We start from the raw sequence: 15167 nt of genomic DNA, 5'->3' as shown, positions 1-15167 counted from the left end.
GTACTGCATTTGCCAACTTGCGTTTTTGTTGGCCCGGCAGGCGCAGGCGCTACCGGGCACTTGTTTTAGGACGATTTACGCACGCGCAGATACCATTCGCAGAGCAGGCGAACCTGTTTGCGGGTGTAGCCTTTTTCCATCATACGGTCGACAAAATCGTCGTGTTTCTTCTGCTCGTCGGTTGAGGTTTTGGTGTTAAACGAGATCACCGGCAGCAGCTCTTCGGTATTGGAGAACATTTTCTTCTCAATAACCGTGCGCAGCTTCTCGTAGCTGGTCCAGTTCGGATTGCGCCCGTTATTATGCGCTCTGGCGCGCAGGACGAAGTTCACAATCTCATTACGGAAGTCTTTCGGGTTGCTGATCCCGGCAGGCTTCTCGATTTTTTCCAGCTCCGCGTTCAGGGATTCACGATCAAACAGCTGGCCGGTATCCGGGTCGCGGTACTCCTGATCCTGAATCCAGAAGTCAGCATAGGTGACATAGCGGTCGAAAATGTTCTGCCCGTATTCTGAATAGGATTCCAGATAGGCCGTCTGGATCTCTTTGCCAATGAACTCGGCGTATTTCGGGATCAGGTAGCCTTTCAGGAACTCAAGGTAGCGTTCAGCCTGCTCCTGCGGGAACTGCTCGCGCTCGATTTGCTGCTCCAGGACGTAGAACAGATGAACCGGGTTGGCCGCCACTTCCGCGTGGTCGAAGTTAAAGACCCGTGAGAGGATCTTAAACGCGAAACGCGTGGAGAGGCCGTTCATCCCTTCATCAACCCCGGCGTAATCGCGGTATTCCTGGTACGATTTCGCTTTCGGGTCGGTATCTTTCAGGCTTTCACCGTCGTAGACGCGCATTTTCGAATAGATGCTGGAGTTTTCCGGCTCTTTCAGACGCGACAGGATGGAGAAGCGCGAGAGCGTTTCCAGCGTGCCCGGAGCGCATGGCGCATGCACCAGCTCACTGTGGTTAAGCAGTTTTTCGTAAATTTTGATCTCTTCGGAGATCCGCAGGCAATAAGGCACCTTGACGATGTACACACGGTCAAGGAAGGCCTCATTGTTTTTGTTATTACGGAAGGTCACCCATTCCGATTCGTTCGAGTGGGCGAGAATAATCCCGTTAAACGGCAGGGCGGAGATACCTTCCGTCCCGTTGTAGTTCCCTTCCTGGGTCGCCGTCAGCAGAGGATGCAGCACTTTGATCGGTGCTTTAAACATCTCGACGAATTCCATAATCCCCTGGTTGGCGCGGCACAGCGCACCGGAATAGCCATAGGCATCCGGGTCGTTTTGTGCGAAGTTTTCCAGCTTACGGATATCGACTTTACCCACCAGCGCCGAGATATCCTGGTTGTTCTCATCACCCGGTTCCGTTTTGGCGATAGCGATCTGCTCCAGTATGGATGGCCACACTTTCACGACGCGGAATTTGGTGATATCACCGCCAAATTCGTGCAGGCGTTTTGCCGCCCACGGCGACATAATGGTGCCGAGGTAGCGACGCGGGATGCCAAACTCTTTATCCAGAATTTGCGCATCTTCCTGCGGGTTAAACAGGCACAGCGGATGGTCGTTCACCGGGCTGCGTTCGCCGTTGGCGCTCAGCACGTAAATCGGTACGCGCTGCATCAGCGACTTCAGGCGTTCAGCCAGCGAGGATTTACCGCCGCCGACGGGGCCGAGTAAATAGAGGATCTGTTTCTTCTCTTCCAGACCCTGGGCGGCATGCTTCAGATAGGAGACAATCTGTTCAATGGCATCTTCCATACCATAGAACTCTTCGAACGCCGGATATCGGGCGACCACCCGATTCGAAAATAGACGGGAAAGCCGTGGCTCCAGGGCAGTATCAACCATGTTTGGCTCACCGATAGCCATCAATAGCCGTTCTGCCGCATTGGCATAGGCACTGCGATCTTGCCGACAAATGGTAAGAAACTCCTGCAGTGTGAACTCTTCGTCCTTGGCAGCTTCGTAGCGCTGGCGATAGTGATCGAATATATTCATGGCATGCCGTCCTTTCGTTTTTTAGCACAGGATAAGAGCCGTTCGTATGAGTAGTGGAGGCTCCCGGAAGAGAATCTCTCGCACCCCACTGCCAGAGCAGCAACCTGTGTGCCAGGTCAGACGCTAAGAACCGCAGGTGTTCAGGAAAACTCTTCTTAAATTTAAGCGTAGATGGCATTTGCCAAACTTGCATGCTGAGAAAAACTAATTTCAATGACATATCAATAACTCATCCAAAAATTTCCACCCGGGTTATAAGGCTTAAGCACGTTTTTCATTCAGCTGTCATATAAATGAAAGCGGGTTGTCATCTGAAAAGTTAAAAATAATGGGTTAATCAGACTGATTAGCAGGCAAAAAATTTTGGGATGTACGGGAATGGCGGTTACACTTCACCCGCTGATTATTTGACTACAGGAAAGAATGGATTGTGACCAAACTCAAACTTCTGGCATTGGGCATCCTTGCCGCGACCGCAGTTAGCACCGCTCAGGCGGAAAGTCAGTGGACGGTGGGTGCGGGCGTTGGCGTCATTAACAGCCCATACAAACAGTATGACCGCGATGTTTATCCTGTACCCGTTATCACCTATGAAGGCGATAACTTCTGGTTCCGCGGTCTCGGTGGCGGCTATTATCTGTGGAACGATACGGCCGATAAGCTTTCTATCATGGCCTACTACGATCCAACGCACTTCAAGCCAGGCGACAGCGACAGCCACGCGCTTCGCCAGCTCGACAAGCGCAAAAGCACCATGATGGCCGGGCTTTCATACGTGCATAACACCCAGTATGGCTTCCTCCGTACAGCCCTGGCGGGTGATACGCTGGATAACAGCAACGGCTTTATCTGGGATCTGGCGTGGTTGTATCGCTATACCAACGGTGGGCTCACCCTGACGCCGGGTATCGGCGTGCAGTACAACAGTGAAAACTACAACGACTATTACTACGGCGTCTCTAAAAACGAGTCCCGTCGCAGTGGGCTGAAAAGCTACAGCGCCGATGATGGCTGGGATCCTTACCTGGAGCTGACCGCGAGCTATAACTTCCTTGGCGACTGGAACGTCTACGGTACCGGCCGTTACGAGCGTCTGAGCGACGAAGTGAAGGATAGCCCGATGGTTGATAAGTCCTGGGCTGGCATCTTCTCGGTGGGTGTGACCTACAAGTTCTGATTGTGCATTATCGCGGTGCAATCATTGCATCAAAACGGGGCGCTTGCGCCCCGTTTGCTTTGGTGTGGTGCAGCGACCTTATCGCTTAACGATGCGAATTGTCTGCCCTAAACGAGACGGCTTTTCCTCGCTCGCTTTCTGCGGGGTGGTTACGCAGGCCGTTTCCACGCAGACGAACGTTTTGTAACCGTCATCAGGGATGTCGGCCATGCTGATGGAGAGTGCAGGCCCCGGGTTCCAGCCCACCACGTTGCTGTGATGGTGATGAACCACCTCAATGCCGCGGTTCAGAGCACCGTCGTGGATCACGCTGCACGCTTCCGGATGCAGATAGACGCGGTCAGTACGGTCAGGGAACGCCTGAACGCCGTCGCTCAGCTTACCTTCCTTCGCGTTATCAACTTTGTCGATAAAGGTATCGCCCAGGCCGCTCACCTTCACTGCATTGATGTCACCCACGTTGAAGTAGGTATGCAGGGCAGAGGTGGTCTCGAACTCGCCGTGGGCTTCCAGCTCAATCTCGCAGCTCTGACCCAGTTTGAAGCGGGCATACAGGGTGAAATCATGCGGCCACAGGGCGCGAGTTTCATCATTAGCCTGCAGCTCAAAGGTCAGCACTGCGCCGTTGTCATCTTCGTTATGCGCTTTCAGCGTCCACTGCTGGTTACGGGCGAAACCGTGAGAAGGCAAACCCGGCTGGGCGGACGGGCCAAACCACGGCCAGCAGATCGGTACGCCGCCGCGAATCGCATCCCCTTTTTTGAACGAGGTGGCGTCACTCAGCCACAGCGCTTCCGCTTCGCCTTCCGGTTTCCAGGAGAGCAGGTGTGCGCCGTTCAGCGCCACGGAGGCTTTAACGCGCGGGTGGTCAACGACGATAACGTCGGCACCGTCAATCTGACGGCGGGAGAGCACAGGGGTAAGTTGTTCGACTACCGGAAGTGCAAAAATTTTATTTATCATTAAGCAATCCTCTGTCTAAAAAACAATAAAAAAGGCGACCGAAGTCGCCTTTTTGGATCAATCACTCATCTCAACTTATTTGGAGATGTGAGCGATCAGGTCCAGTACTTTGTTAGAGTAGCCGGTTTCGTTGTCGTACCAGGAAACCAGTTTCACGAAGTTGTCGTTCAGTGCGATACCTGCTTTAGCATCGAACACGGAAGTGCACACTTCGCCGTTGAAATCGGTAGATACAACGTCGTCTTCGGTGTAACCCAGAACGCCTTTCATTGGGCCTTCGGAAGCAGCTTTGATTGCTTTCTTAATTTCTTCATAAGAAGCAGCTTTTTCCAGACGAACGGTCAGGTCAACAACGGATACGTTAGGAGTTGGAACGCGGAACGCCATACCAGTCAGTTTGCCATTCAGTTCTGGCAGTACTTTACCTACAGCTTTAGCAGCACCGGTAGAGGATGGGATGATGTTCTGAGCCGCGCCACGGCCGCCGCGCCAGTCTTTGTGAGACGGGCCGTCAACGGTTTTCTGAGTAGCGGTGGTCGCGTGAACGGTAGTCATCAGACCTTCGATGATGCCGAAGTTGTCGTTGATCACTTTAGCCAGCGGTGCCAGGCAGTTGGTGGTGCAGGATGCGTTAGAAACGATGTCCTGGCCAGCGTAAGTTTCGAAGTTTGCACCGCGAACGAACATTGGGGTGTTGTCTTTGGAAGGACCAGTCAGAACAACTTTCTTCGCACCCGCAGTGATGTGTTTACGTGCAGTTTCGTCGGTCAGGAAGATACCGGTTGCTTCAGCAACAACGTCAACACCGATTTCGTTCCATTTCAGGTTAGCTGGGTCTTTCTCAGCAGTAACGCGGATGGTTTTGCCGTTAACAACCAGGTGGCCGTCTTTCACTTCAACGGTGCCGTCGAAACGACCGTGAGTTGAGTCGTACTTCAGCATGTACGCCATGTATTCAGCGTCCAGGAGATCGTTGATACCAACGATTTCGATGTCAGAACGTTTCTGAGCAGCACGGAAAACAATACGGCCGATACGGCCAAAACCGTTGATACCTACTTTGATAGTCATATATTCCACCAGCTATTTGTTAGTGAATAAAAGGTTGCCTGTAAAATTACAAAAACCTTACGCAGCGTCAAGCGGAATCGTGTCAATCATTGCGACAAATCAATCCTGTGACTAACGTTTGTGCGACTGACTCGCCTCACTTTCCCTTTGAGCTTGCAACCACATGGGGGCTGCGCCCGGAATTTTAAAGTCCTCGCAGGATAAAAATGTGAACGTGATCACAATTGCCTGACCGCCTTTTCGCGACACATAAGTTTAGAACAAAAGTGCACGCAAGGGTGTTAATGTTTTGTTAGAATCCGGGTTAAAAGATGTCTGTTTCTACAGCGAGATGTAAGCATATGTCGAACCAACATAACCCTGACGATTTGAAAAAAAACCTCACAGAAATGCAGTTTTACGTGACCCAGAATCACGGCACGGAGCCGCCATTTACCGGGCGATTACTGCACAACAAGCGAGACGGTGTCTATCACTGTCTGGTCTGCGATGCCCCGCTGTTCAATTCACAAACGAAATACGACTCCGGCTGCGGCTGGCCGAGCTTTTACGAGCCGGTGAGCGATGACGCAATCCGCTATCTGACCGACTCGTCGCACGGTATGGTGCGCACGGAAATTCGCTGCGGTAACTGCGACGCGCACCTGGGGCACGTCTTCCCGGACGGTCCTCAGCCAACGGGTGAGCGTTTCTGCGTGAATTCAGCCTCAATGAGCTTCACCGATGATGAAAACGGCGACCAGATTAAGGGTTGAAAAAACGATTCAGCAAATTATTCCTTTGAAAGGGAGAGATCGTGAATATTGAGGACATGATTAACGGGATGACCCCGGAAGTTTATCAGCGTCTGGTGACCGCCGTTGAGCTGGGAAAATGGCCGGACGGTGTGGCGCTCACGCCTGAGCAAAAAGAGAACAGTTTGCAGCTGGTGATGCTGTGGCAGGCGCGCAATAACACCGATGCGCAACACATGACTATCGACACTAACGGTCAGATGGTGATGAAGAGCAAGCGCGAGCTGAAGGAAGATTTTGGCATCACGCCGAAGCCGATTGCGACGATCAAAATGCAATAACGGTGCGGGTTGATGCCCTCATCAGGCCCTCTCTCTGTGGGAGAGGGCCTGGTGTCTTACTACTTATGCAGGATCCCGAGCGACTCCGCCAGCTGTTTCGCTAACTGATTATTGTCGTCCGCTCCGTACTCCCAGAACATCGCCCCGGCGAGGCCTTTCTCTTTGATGTAGTCCGCCTTGATCGCGACAGAACGCGGATTCTCATACGAAATCGCAAACAGCGCGTTGCCATCGGCACCCTTTACCGAGAGCCACGGTACCTTCGCCTGGTCGTCCCAGTGTTCGGTAAAACGCTTCTGCGGATCGTTCAGCAGCTTCTTCACGATATCGTTGTACTTCACGTAGGTATCTTTAGTCAGGTCATAGCCGAGCGACTTAAACAGGGCGATCTCCTGCGGTCCAAAGTAGGGCTGTGTGACCGGATTTTTTTGCGCGTCCGGCTTGCTCCAGTCAATGCCCGGTTCAACCGCACGTTTCGGTACGCGGCCGTAAAAACCGATCCCGAGGTTCATCTGCTTCGGCTTAAGTCCGGCGGCCAGATAGTTGTTCACCACAAAATCGACGCTGTATTTGTCGGCGGCAGCCACCGTTGGCCAGGCGCTGGAGTCATACAGGTTCGCGTTGAAGTACTGTGTCCCGTACGCCATGTCGTAGGTCATCAGGTTGATGTAGTCGAGGAGCGGGGCGATGGCTTTGACATCCACCCAGCTTTTCGGACTTTCCGCATTCGCGCCCACCGCAATGGTCACCAGCTTTTTCTGCCCGAACGCGTCGCGCATCTCTTTCAGCAGGGCGGTAAAGTTATCCCTGTCGGCGGGCTGGCTTGCAACCAGCCCCCACGCGCCGTTGACCGGATATTCCCAGTCGAGATCGATCCCGTCCAGACCGTATTTCTCAACAATTTCCTTCGCGGAGCGGATAAACACCGCGCGACTCTCCTGGGTTGCCGCTGCGCCAGAGAAACCGCGCGCCCCCCAGCCGCCAACGGAGAGCAGGACTTTCAGGTTCGGGTTTTGCTTACGCAGAGTGGGGATTAAGGCCAGGTCGGACGCCACTTTTGGCGATAGCCAGATTTGATGCAGCTTCGCCGGATCTTTCAGCGCGGCGTTGGTTTCGTCTTTTTCGTCGTTGTAGACCAGACCAAACGAGTAGTTCAGGTGGGTGATCTGGCGAACGTCCAGTTTATTGATATCGCCACCCGGTCCGGCGGTGACGTCGCCACCCCCGTTAAAGTAGCCCACGGACATCAGAGGTGCGGCGGAAGCAAGCGACGCGCAAAGCAAGGGTAATGCTGCCAGCAGGGGCAAACGTTTCATACAAGTTCCTCTTTGACTTAATAAAAATAACCACGCCACAGAAAAGGCGTGGCGAAAAAACAGCCTGAAGAGAATAGCATTGCCGCTTCGCTGAGGATGCGAGGGAGTTCACTTTATGAGGATTGGGGAGGGGTTTTGCCGGGTAAGCGTCAGCGCCACCCGGCTTAAAAGGCTACGCCTGCGTTTCCTGCCAGTCTGCCAGCGTATACAGCGTGGCACCTTCGGCGGCCATATCCATAAACGCCTGGGCGCTGTCCTGTGGTTGAATGTTCACCCCGCGACAGCCGTCGGTGATGACGCTAACGGTATAACCCAGCTGGAGCGCGTCCAGCACGGTAAACTTCACGCAGTAATCCGTCGCCAGACCCAGCACGATCAGCTCCGTGATTTCATGGTGACGTAACCACGCGTCCAGCGCCGTCTTCTGGCGATGCCCGTTATCGAAAAATGCGCTGTAGCTGTCGATAGCCGGATTTTCACCTTTATGAAACACCGCGTCGATGGCCTTCTGATTCAGGAGCGGGTGCAGCTCCGCTCCTTCGGTCTGCTGTACGCAGTGATCCGGCCAGAAGGTTTGCGCCAGACCGTCGAGTTCACCCTGGGTGAAAGGCTCAACGTTGTGCTGGCTGGCAAAGCTGCCGTGGTTCGCCGGGTGCCAGTCCTGGCTGGCGACAACCGCTTCACCACGGGCTTTGCACCAGTCAATCAGGGTATTTGCCACGTCAACGGTGCTGTCACCTTCGGCGACGGCCAGCGCGCCGCCCGCGCAGAAATCATTTTGCAAATCGACCAGTAGCAGGGCGCGTTGCTTCATGAGAGCTCCTTATTCGTCCGGGGTCAGCTCGCCGCGAAGGTTTTGCATCATTGCGCGGCGAATGGACTGAATGTCCAGATCCTGACTCAGTAAATAGTGAAGTTTAGTCAGCGTCGCCTCAACGGTCATATCGAAGCCGCTGATCACCCCCGCGTGCGCCAGCGCGTTGCCGGTGGCATAGCCGCCCATATTGACCTTGCCAGACATGCACTGGGTCAGGTTTACCACCACAATTCCGCGCTCGCTGGCTTCCTGAAGCTCCTTCAGAAATTCGCCGTTCTGCGGAGCGTTGCCGACGCCATAGGAACGGAGGATCAGCGCTTTCACCGGCTGGCGCAGGAAGTTGCGCACCACGTCCGCGGAGATGCCCGGATAAATGGTGACCACGCCAATCGGCTGCGGGGTAATCGGATGCACAATCAGCTCGCCGGCGGTGTTCGGTGCCGGAGGCGTTCCCAGACGACGGATATGAATACCCGCTTCCAGCAGCGGCTGCAGGTTAGGGGAGGCAAAGGCATCAAAACCGTCGGCATGGGCTTTGGTGGTGCGGTTGCCGCGATACAGGCGATTGTTAAAGAACAGCGACACTTCGTTGATCGGGTAATTCGCCGCCACGTACAGGGAGTTCAGCAGGTTGATCTGCCCGTCCGAGCGCAGCTCCGCCAGCGGTATTTGCGACCCGGTGACGATCACCGGCTTGCTCAGGTTCTCCAGCATGAAGGAGAGCGCCGAAGCGGTGAACGCCATGGTGTCGGTGCCGTGCAGGATCACGAAGCCGTCGTATTGGTCGTAATGGGCTTTAATGTCATCCGCGATGTGCTGCCAGTCTTCCGGCGTCATATCGGAGGAGTCCATCAGCGGCTCGTATTCATGGATGGTGAAGTCAGGCATTTCCGGACGGTGGAATTCAGGCATCAGCGCAAGCTGACGCTGCAGATGGCCGGAGACGGGGATATAGCCATTTTCAGAGCGCTGCATACCGATGGTACCGCCAGTGTAGGCTACATAAATCGATTTCTTCTGCATGGTAGTGAGTTCTTGTTCTTCAAAAGAAAAAAATCCCCTCTTCACGGGAAGAGGGGATGGTTTTTAACGGACGTTCGCGCAGGTCAGGCAAAACGCGTAACGACTTTGTGGATCGTTAAAGGCCGCAAGCTTATCGCTTTCCGCCTTCATCGCTTTCGCAGCCGTGGTCACCGGGGCCGGCAGGTACGCCTGCAGCGCCTCCGGCAGCATGGCGCGTACGGAGACGGACATACTGTCCATCACCATATCGAAGAACGACGGTTCGTCCTGATAATACTCAACGTGCCACTGCTTGAGCTTCGCCAGTTCGGCGGCTTTCTTCACCGCGTCGTCGAAGTCGCCCAGGCTGTCGACCAGACCGTTACTCTTCGCATCCTGTCCGGTCCAGACGTGGCCCTGAGCAATCTGGTCGATCTGTTCCGGCGTCTTTTTACGCGAGTCGGCAACCAGAGTGATAAAGCGTTTATAGCCGTTCTCAATGCTCAGCTGCATCATCTCTGAAACTTCCGGCGGCAGAGATTTGGTCATCGACACATCCGCCAGAGGCGACGTGGAAACACCATCGGTATGCACGCCCAGATAATCCAGGCTGTTTTCCACGGTGTTAATCACCCCGAAGATGCCAATCGAGCCGGTCAGCGTGCTTGGGTTCGCCACAATATAGTTGGCAGGCGTGGAGATCCAGTACCCGCCAGACGCGGCCATGCCGCCCATGGATACGACGACCGGCTTGCCAGCGGCACGCGCTGCGGCCAGCTCGGCGCGGATCACTTCGGAAGCGCTAACGCTGCCGCCAGGGCTGTTCACCCGCAGGACAATCGCTTTCACTTTCGGGTCAAGGCGTGCATCGCGGATTTGCGACGCGGTAGTATCACCGCCGACGTTCCCCGGGGTTTCCTGACCGTCCATGATAGCGCCGTTAGCAAACACCACGGCTACGCTGTCGCCGCTGTCGTCCGGCTTTTTCGCAGCATAGTCATACATGCTGATGGCGCTGTAGTTTTTGTCCTCTTTGCTCCAGCCAAACTGTTTGGTCAGGGCTTTTTCGATATCCGCACTGGTGCCCAGTGCGTCAACCAGCTTGTTGTCGAGCGCATATTTCGCGGTATCTCCGTCGACCTTGCGCAGTCCATCCAGCACGCCGCGAGCGCCAGGGAACACCTGCTCAGCGGTAATTTGACGGTTAGCGGCAACGGTACCCAGATAGTTCTGCCACAGCTCGCCAATCCAACGGCTGTCCGCTTCACGGGCGGCAGGGGACATATCGTCGCGGATAAACGGCTCCACGGCAGATTTATAGGTGCCGACGCGGAAGACGTGGGTGGTGACCTTCAGCTTATCGAGCAGCGATTTGTAGTACAGGCCGTTGGTGGCAAAACCGTGCAGATCGACCGTTCCCTGTGGCGAAAGCCAGATCTTATTGGCGAAGCTTGCCAGATAATATTGCCCCTGGCTGTAGCTGTCGCCCACGGCAATCACCGGCTTGCCGCTGTCGCGGAATTCGCGCAGCGCTTTACCGATGTACTGCATAGAAGGCTGGTCGCCGCCGGCAAAATCTTTCAGATCCAGCACGATCCCGGTGATATTTCGGTCGTCTTTGGCCTGACGGATAGTATCGACGATATCGAACAGGGAGTTCTCCTGCAGGCGGTCTGACGTCGCGCCAAACAGCTGGCGGCCGATCACCCCCAGACGGTTGCTGGTGGACGGTTTATCAACGATCACGCCGGTGATATCGAGTAACAGGGCCCCACGAGTCGAATGCTGCGCCTGATTCGCGTTGCTGATATGCATCCAGATGCCCGCGCAAACCAGAACCAGCAGGATGAAGAAGATGTTCATCACCAGGTTGCGGACGAAGTTGAGCAGTCGCCACGTCCATTTAAAGAAACCGGCAAAGATTCGCCAAAGGGTTCGCATGTATTCTCCCTAACCAGAAAATGACTGTTTCCGTCGCCACTGGACGGTAATGTTGGGTTATCGTAATGACCCAACCGCCACTTGTCAGCAGGAATCGCCTGCCAGGCTGTAACAAAATCTGCCGTCGTGTTAATTTTGTGAGTAAATTTCAAGAAAGGAGTTAACCAATGGATGCACTCGAACTGCTTGTTAACCGTCGTAGCGCGTCACGTCTGGCCGAACCCGCCCCTGCGGGCGAGCAGCTGGAAAACATTCTGCGTGCCGGTATGCGTGCGCCGGATCATGGCACGCTGCAGCCGTGGCACTTCTTTGTGATTGAAGGCGAAGGCCGCGATCGCTTCAGTCAGCTGCTGGAGCAGGGGGCAGTTGCCGCCGGGCAGGATGAGAAAGGTATCGACAAGGCGCGTAACGCGCCGTTCCGCGCCCCGATGATTATCGCTGTCGTGGCGAAATGCCAGGCCGACCATAAGGTGCCGGTCTGGGAGCAGGAAATGTCTGCCGGCTGTGCGGTGATGGCGATGCAGATGGCCGCCGTTGCGCAGGGTTATAACGGTATCTGGCGCACCGGGCCGCTGACCGAGAGCGCCGCAGTGCGGGCAGGATTCTCCTGCGGTGAGCACGACAAAATTGTCGGTTTCCTTTACCTCGGCACCCCGCAGCTTAAAGCCTCCAGCACCATTAGCGTGCCGGACACCACGCCTTTCGTCAGCCGTTTTTAATTACACGCGCTAAACTGTCTGGATTCTGAGCATCCGCCGCAGAATTCAGACAGTCATACTTACCTCTTTATGGAATGAGCGCTACCATAGCGCGATTGAGATGACAGGAGACGTCCATGAGCGAGCAAACCATTCGTTTAACGCAGTACAGCCACGGAGCCGGTTGCGGTTGTAAAATTTCCCCGAAAGTGCTGGAGACCATTCTGCACAGTGAACAGGCGAAGTTTGTCGACCCGAACCTGCTTGTCGGCAACGAAACGCGTGACGATGCGGCGGTTTATGACTTAGGTAACGGCACCAGCATTATCAGCACCACTGACTTCTTTATGCCGATTGTTGATAACCCGTTCGACTTCGGGCGCATCGCGGCCACCAACGCCATCAGCGATATCTTCGCCATGGGCGGTAAGCCGATCATGGCCATCGCCATTCTGGGCTGGCCGATCAGCACCATTCCACCGGAAATCGCCCGCGAGGTGATTGATGGCGGGCGTTTCGCCTGCCAGCAGGCGGGGATTGCGCTGGCCGGCGGCCACTCGATTGATGCGCCAGAGCCGATCTTCGGCCTGGCCGTTACCGGCGTGGTGCCGACCGAGCGCGTGAAGCGCAACAGCACCGCGCAGGCGGGCTGCAAGCTGTTCCTCACCAAGCCGCTGGGCATTGGTGTGCTCACCACCGCAGAGAAAAAATCCCTGCTCAAACCGGAGCACAAAGGTCTGGCGACGGAAGTCATGTGCCAGATGAACCTCGCCGGCGCGGCGTTCGCCAATATCGACGGCGTAAAGGCGATGACCGACGTCACCGGTTTTGGCCTGCTGGGGCACCTCTCTGAAGTCTGTCAGGGCGCGGGCGTGCAGGCGCAGGTCTGGTATCAGGACGTGCCGAAGCTGCCTGGCGTGGAAGAGTACATTGCCCAGGGCGCGGTTCCGGGCGGTACCCAGCGCAACTTCGCCAGCTACGGTCACCTGATGGGCGAAATGCCTGAGGCGTGGCGTAACCTGCTGTGCGATCCGCAAACCTCCGGCGGCCTGCTGCTGGCCGTCACGCCGGAATCCGAAGCCGAGGTTCAGGCAACCGCCGCCGAGTTTGGCATCACCCTGACGGCGATCGGCGAACTGGTGACCGCCCGCGGCGGCCGACCGATGATTGAGATCCGTTAATTCGATGCGGTTGTTTATTGCCGAAAAGCCGAGCCTGGCCCGTGCCATCGCCGACGTGCTGCCTAAACCGCATCGCAAAGGCGACGGCTTTATCGAATGCGGTAACGGGCAGGTGGTCACCTGGTGTATCGGCCACCTGCTTGAACAGGCGCAGCCGGACGTCTACGACAGCCGCTACGCCCGCTGGAACCTCAACGACCTGCCCATCGTGCCGGAAAAGTGGCGTCTTCAGCCTCGTCCGTCCGTCACCAAACAGCTCAACGTCATCAAGCGCTTCCTGCATGAGGCAACGGAGGTGGTCCACGCAGGTGACCCGGACAGAGAAGGGCAGCTGCTGGTGGACGAAGTGCTGGACTATCTTGAGCTGGCGCCGGAAAAGCGCCAGCAGGTGCAGCGCTGCCTGATCAACGACCTCAACCCGCAGGCCGTTGAGCGGGCGATCTCGCGCCTGCGTTCCAACAGCGAGTTTATCCCCCTGTGCGTCTCTGCTTTAGCGCGCGCCCGCGCCGACTGGCTGTACGGGATCAACATGACCCGCGCCTACACCATCCTCGGGCGTAACGCGGGCTATCAGGGCGTACTCTCCGTGGGCCGCGTGCAGACGCCGGTGCTGGGGCTGGTGGTGCGTCGCGACGAAGAGATCGAGAACTTCGTCGCCAAAGATTTCTTTGAAGTGAAAGCGCATATCGTCACGCCTAAAGACGAGCGCTTTACCGCCGTCTGGCAGCCGAGCGACGCCTGCGAGTCGTACCAGGATGAAGAGGGGCGTTTGCTGCATCGTCCGCTGGCGGAGCATGTGGTTAACCGCATTACCGGCCAGCCGGCCATCGTTACCAGCTATAACGATAAACGGGAATCAGAACCCGCGCCGCTGCCGTTCTCCCTTTCTGCTCTGCAGATTGAGGCCGCGAAGCGCTTTGGACTCAGCGCGCAGAACGTGCTGGATATCTGCCAGAAACTCTACGAAACCCACAAGCTGATCACCTATCCGCGTTCGGACAGCCGCTATCTGCCGGAAGAGCACTTTGCCGGACGCCATTCGGTGATGAATGCCATCGGCGTCCACGCGCCGGATCTGCTCCCGCAGTCTGTCGTTAACCCGGACACCCATAATCGCTGCTGGGACGACAAAAAGGTCGATGCCCACCACGCGATTATCCCGACGGCGCGCGCCAGCAAGGTCAATCTGACCGATAACGAAGCGAAGGTCTATAACCTGATCGCCCGTCAGTACCTGATGCAGTTCTGCCCGGACGCGGTGTTCCGCAAGTGCGTCATCGAGCTGGAAATTGCCAAAGGCAAGTTTATCGCTAAAGCGCGTTTCCTCGCGGAAGCGGGCTGGCGCACGCTCCTCGGCAACAAAGAGCGCGATGAGGAGAACGACGGCACGCCGCTGCCGGTAGTCGCTAAAGACGACGAACTGCTGTGCGAGAAGGGCGAAGTGGTTGAACGTCAGACCCAGCCGCCGCGCCACTTCACCGATGCGACGCTGCTGTCGGCCATGACCGGAATCGCCCGCTTTGTGCAGGATAAAGATCTGAAGAAGATCCTGCGCGCCACCGATGGACTGGGTACGGAAGCAACCCGCGCGGGGATCATCGAGCTGCTCTTTAAGCGAGGTTTTCTTGAGAAAAAGGGGCGCTACATCCACTCAACGGAACCGGGCCGGGCGCTCATACACTCCCTGCCGGAGCTGGCCGCAAGGCCGGACATGACCGCGCACTGGGAATCCGTGCTGACGCAAATCAGCGAAAAGCAGTGCCGCTATCAGGACTTTATGCAGCCGCTGGTGGGGACGCTTTACCAGCTGATCGATCAGGCGCGCAGCACGCCGGTGAAGCGGTTCAGAGGCATGGTTGTACCCGGTGGTGGCGCGAAGAAACCGTTCAAAAAGAAAAAGAGCGCGGCCTGATACGCCCGGTTTTC

The 15167-nt window shown here is 56.0% G+C and carries 13 protein-coding genes; 6 read left to right on the top strand and 7 right to left on the bottom strand.

The window, feature by feature from the left end; genetic code table 11:
* Positions 1-65 precede the first annotated feature (65 nt).
* A complete protein-coding gene (yeaG, locus tag ACTJI7_RS03035; RefSeq protein ID WP_014883443.1) occupies positions 66-2000 on the bottom strand; it encodes a protein kinase YeaG in 1935 nt (644 codons plus the stop codon).
* A 430-nt stretch (positions 2001-2430) separates the two neighbouring features.
* Here yeaG and ACTJI7_RS03030 point away from each other — a divergent pair, with 430 nt between their 5' ends.
* The gene (locus tag ACTJI7_RS03030; protein ID WP_048959711.1) at positions 2431-3177 is read left to right on the top strand and encodes a MipA/OmpV family protein; all 747 of its coding nucleotides are present in this window, start codon (positions 2431-2433) and stop codon (positions 3175-3177) included.
* Between the two features lie 78 nt (positions 3178-3255).
* On the opposite strand, the gene ACTJI7_RS03025 is transcribed toward ACTJI7_RS03030, so the two are convergent.
* On the bottom strand, positions 3256-4140 hold the full coding sequence (locus ACTJI7_RS03025; protein WP_041910476.1) for a D-hexose-6-phosphate mutarotase: 885 nt from the start codon (positions 4138-4140) through the stop codon (positions 3256-3258).
* Between the two features lie 75 nt (positions 4141-4215).
* Positions 4216-5211, bottom strand: coding sequence for a glyceraldehyde-3-phosphate dehydrogenase (gene gapA, locus ACTJI7_RS03020; RefSeq protein ID WP_006809136.1), 996 nt, complete (start codon positions 5209-5211; stop codon positions 4216-4218).
* A gap of 341 nt (positions 5212-5552) precedes the next feature.
* Here gapA and msrB point away from each other — a divergent pair, with 341 nt between their 5' ends.
* Together msrB and ACTJI7_RS03010 are read left to right on the top strand one after the other, a co-directional pair.
* Positions 5553-5966 (top strand): peptide-methionine (R)-S-oxide reductase MsrB, encoded by a 414-nt coding sequence (gene msrB, locus ACTJI7_RS03015; RefSeq protein ID WP_028012770.1) that lies wholly within the window; start codon positions 5553-5555, stop codon positions 5964-5966.
* Between the two features lie 41 nt (positions 5967-6007).
* On the top strand, positions 6008-6286 hold the full coding sequence (locus ACTJI7_RS03010) for a YeaC family protein (RefSeq protein ID WP_028012771.1): 279 nt from the start codon (positions 6008-6010) through the stop codon (positions 6284-6286).
* Positions 6287-6345: 59 nt separating this feature from the next.
* Here the strand turns inward: ACTJI7_RS03010 and ACTJI7_RS03005 are convergent, their stop codons facing one another.
* The 4 genes from ACTJI7_RS03005 to sppA form a co-directional block, all read right to left on the bottom strand.
* Entirely contained in the window at positions 6346-7602 is a 1257-nt protein-coding gene (locus tag ACTJI7_RS03005) for a glycoside hydrolase family 18 protein (protein ID WP_440669668.1), read from the bottom strand.
* Positions 7603-7774: 172 nt separating this feature from the next.
* A complete protein-coding gene (pncA, locus tag ACTJI7_RS03000; protein ID WP_028012773.1) occupies positions 7775-8416 on the bottom strand; it encodes a bifunctional nicotinamidase/pyrazinamidase in 642 nt (213 codons plus the stop codon).
* 9 nt (positions 8417-8425) lie between these two features.
* Positions 8426-9442 (bottom strand): asparaginase, encoded by a 1017-nt coding sequence (ansA, locus tag ACTJI7_RS02995; protein WP_028012774.1) that lies wholly within the window; start codon positions 9440-9442, stop codon positions 8426-8428.
* Between the two features lie 63 nt (positions 9443-9505).
* Positions 9506-11362 carry a signal peptide peptidase SppA gene (gene sppA, locus ACTJI7_RS02990; RefSeq protein ID WP_063153844.1) on the bottom strand — a complete coding sequence of 619 codons (1857 nt, stop codon included), beginning with the start codon at positions 11360-11362 and terminating at the stop codon, positions 9506-9508.
* A gap of 167 nt (positions 11363-11529) precedes the next feature.
* Here sppA and ACTJI7_RS02985 point away from each other — a divergent pair, with 167 nt between their 5' ends.
* From ACTJI7_RS02985 to ACTJI7_RS02975, 3 genes are all read left to right on the top strand, one after another.
* Positions 11530-12081, top strand: a complete 552-nt coding sequence (locus ACTJI7_RS02985; RefSeq protein WP_028012776.1) for an NAD(P)H nitroreductase — start codon at positions 11530-11532, stop codon at positions 12079-12081.
* A 116-nt stretch (positions 12082-12197) separates the two neighbouring features.
* Positions 12198-13241 (top strand): selenide, water dikinase SelD, encoded by a 1044-nt coding sequence (selD, locus tag ACTJI7_RS02980; protein WP_192970925.1) that lies wholly within the window; start codon positions 12198-12200, stop codon positions 13239-13241.
* 4 nt (positions 13242-13245) lie between these two features.
* A complete protein-coding gene (locus ACTJI7_RS02975) occupies positions 13246-15153 on the top strand; it encodes a DNA topoisomerase III (RefSeq protein ID WP_440669665.1) in 1908 nt (635 codons plus the stop codon).
* The last annotated feature ends 14 nt before the right edge of the window (positions 15154-15167 follow it).

This window comes from Enterobacter sp. 22499, assembly GCF_052044815.1.
Lineage (GTDB): Bacteria > Pseudomonadota > Gammaproteobacteria > Enterobacterales > Enterobacteriaceae > Enterobacter > Enterobacter bugandensis.
The sequence above is the reverse complement of the archived record's forward strand: the minus strand, read 5'-3'. Positions and strand labels throughout refer to the sequence as shown.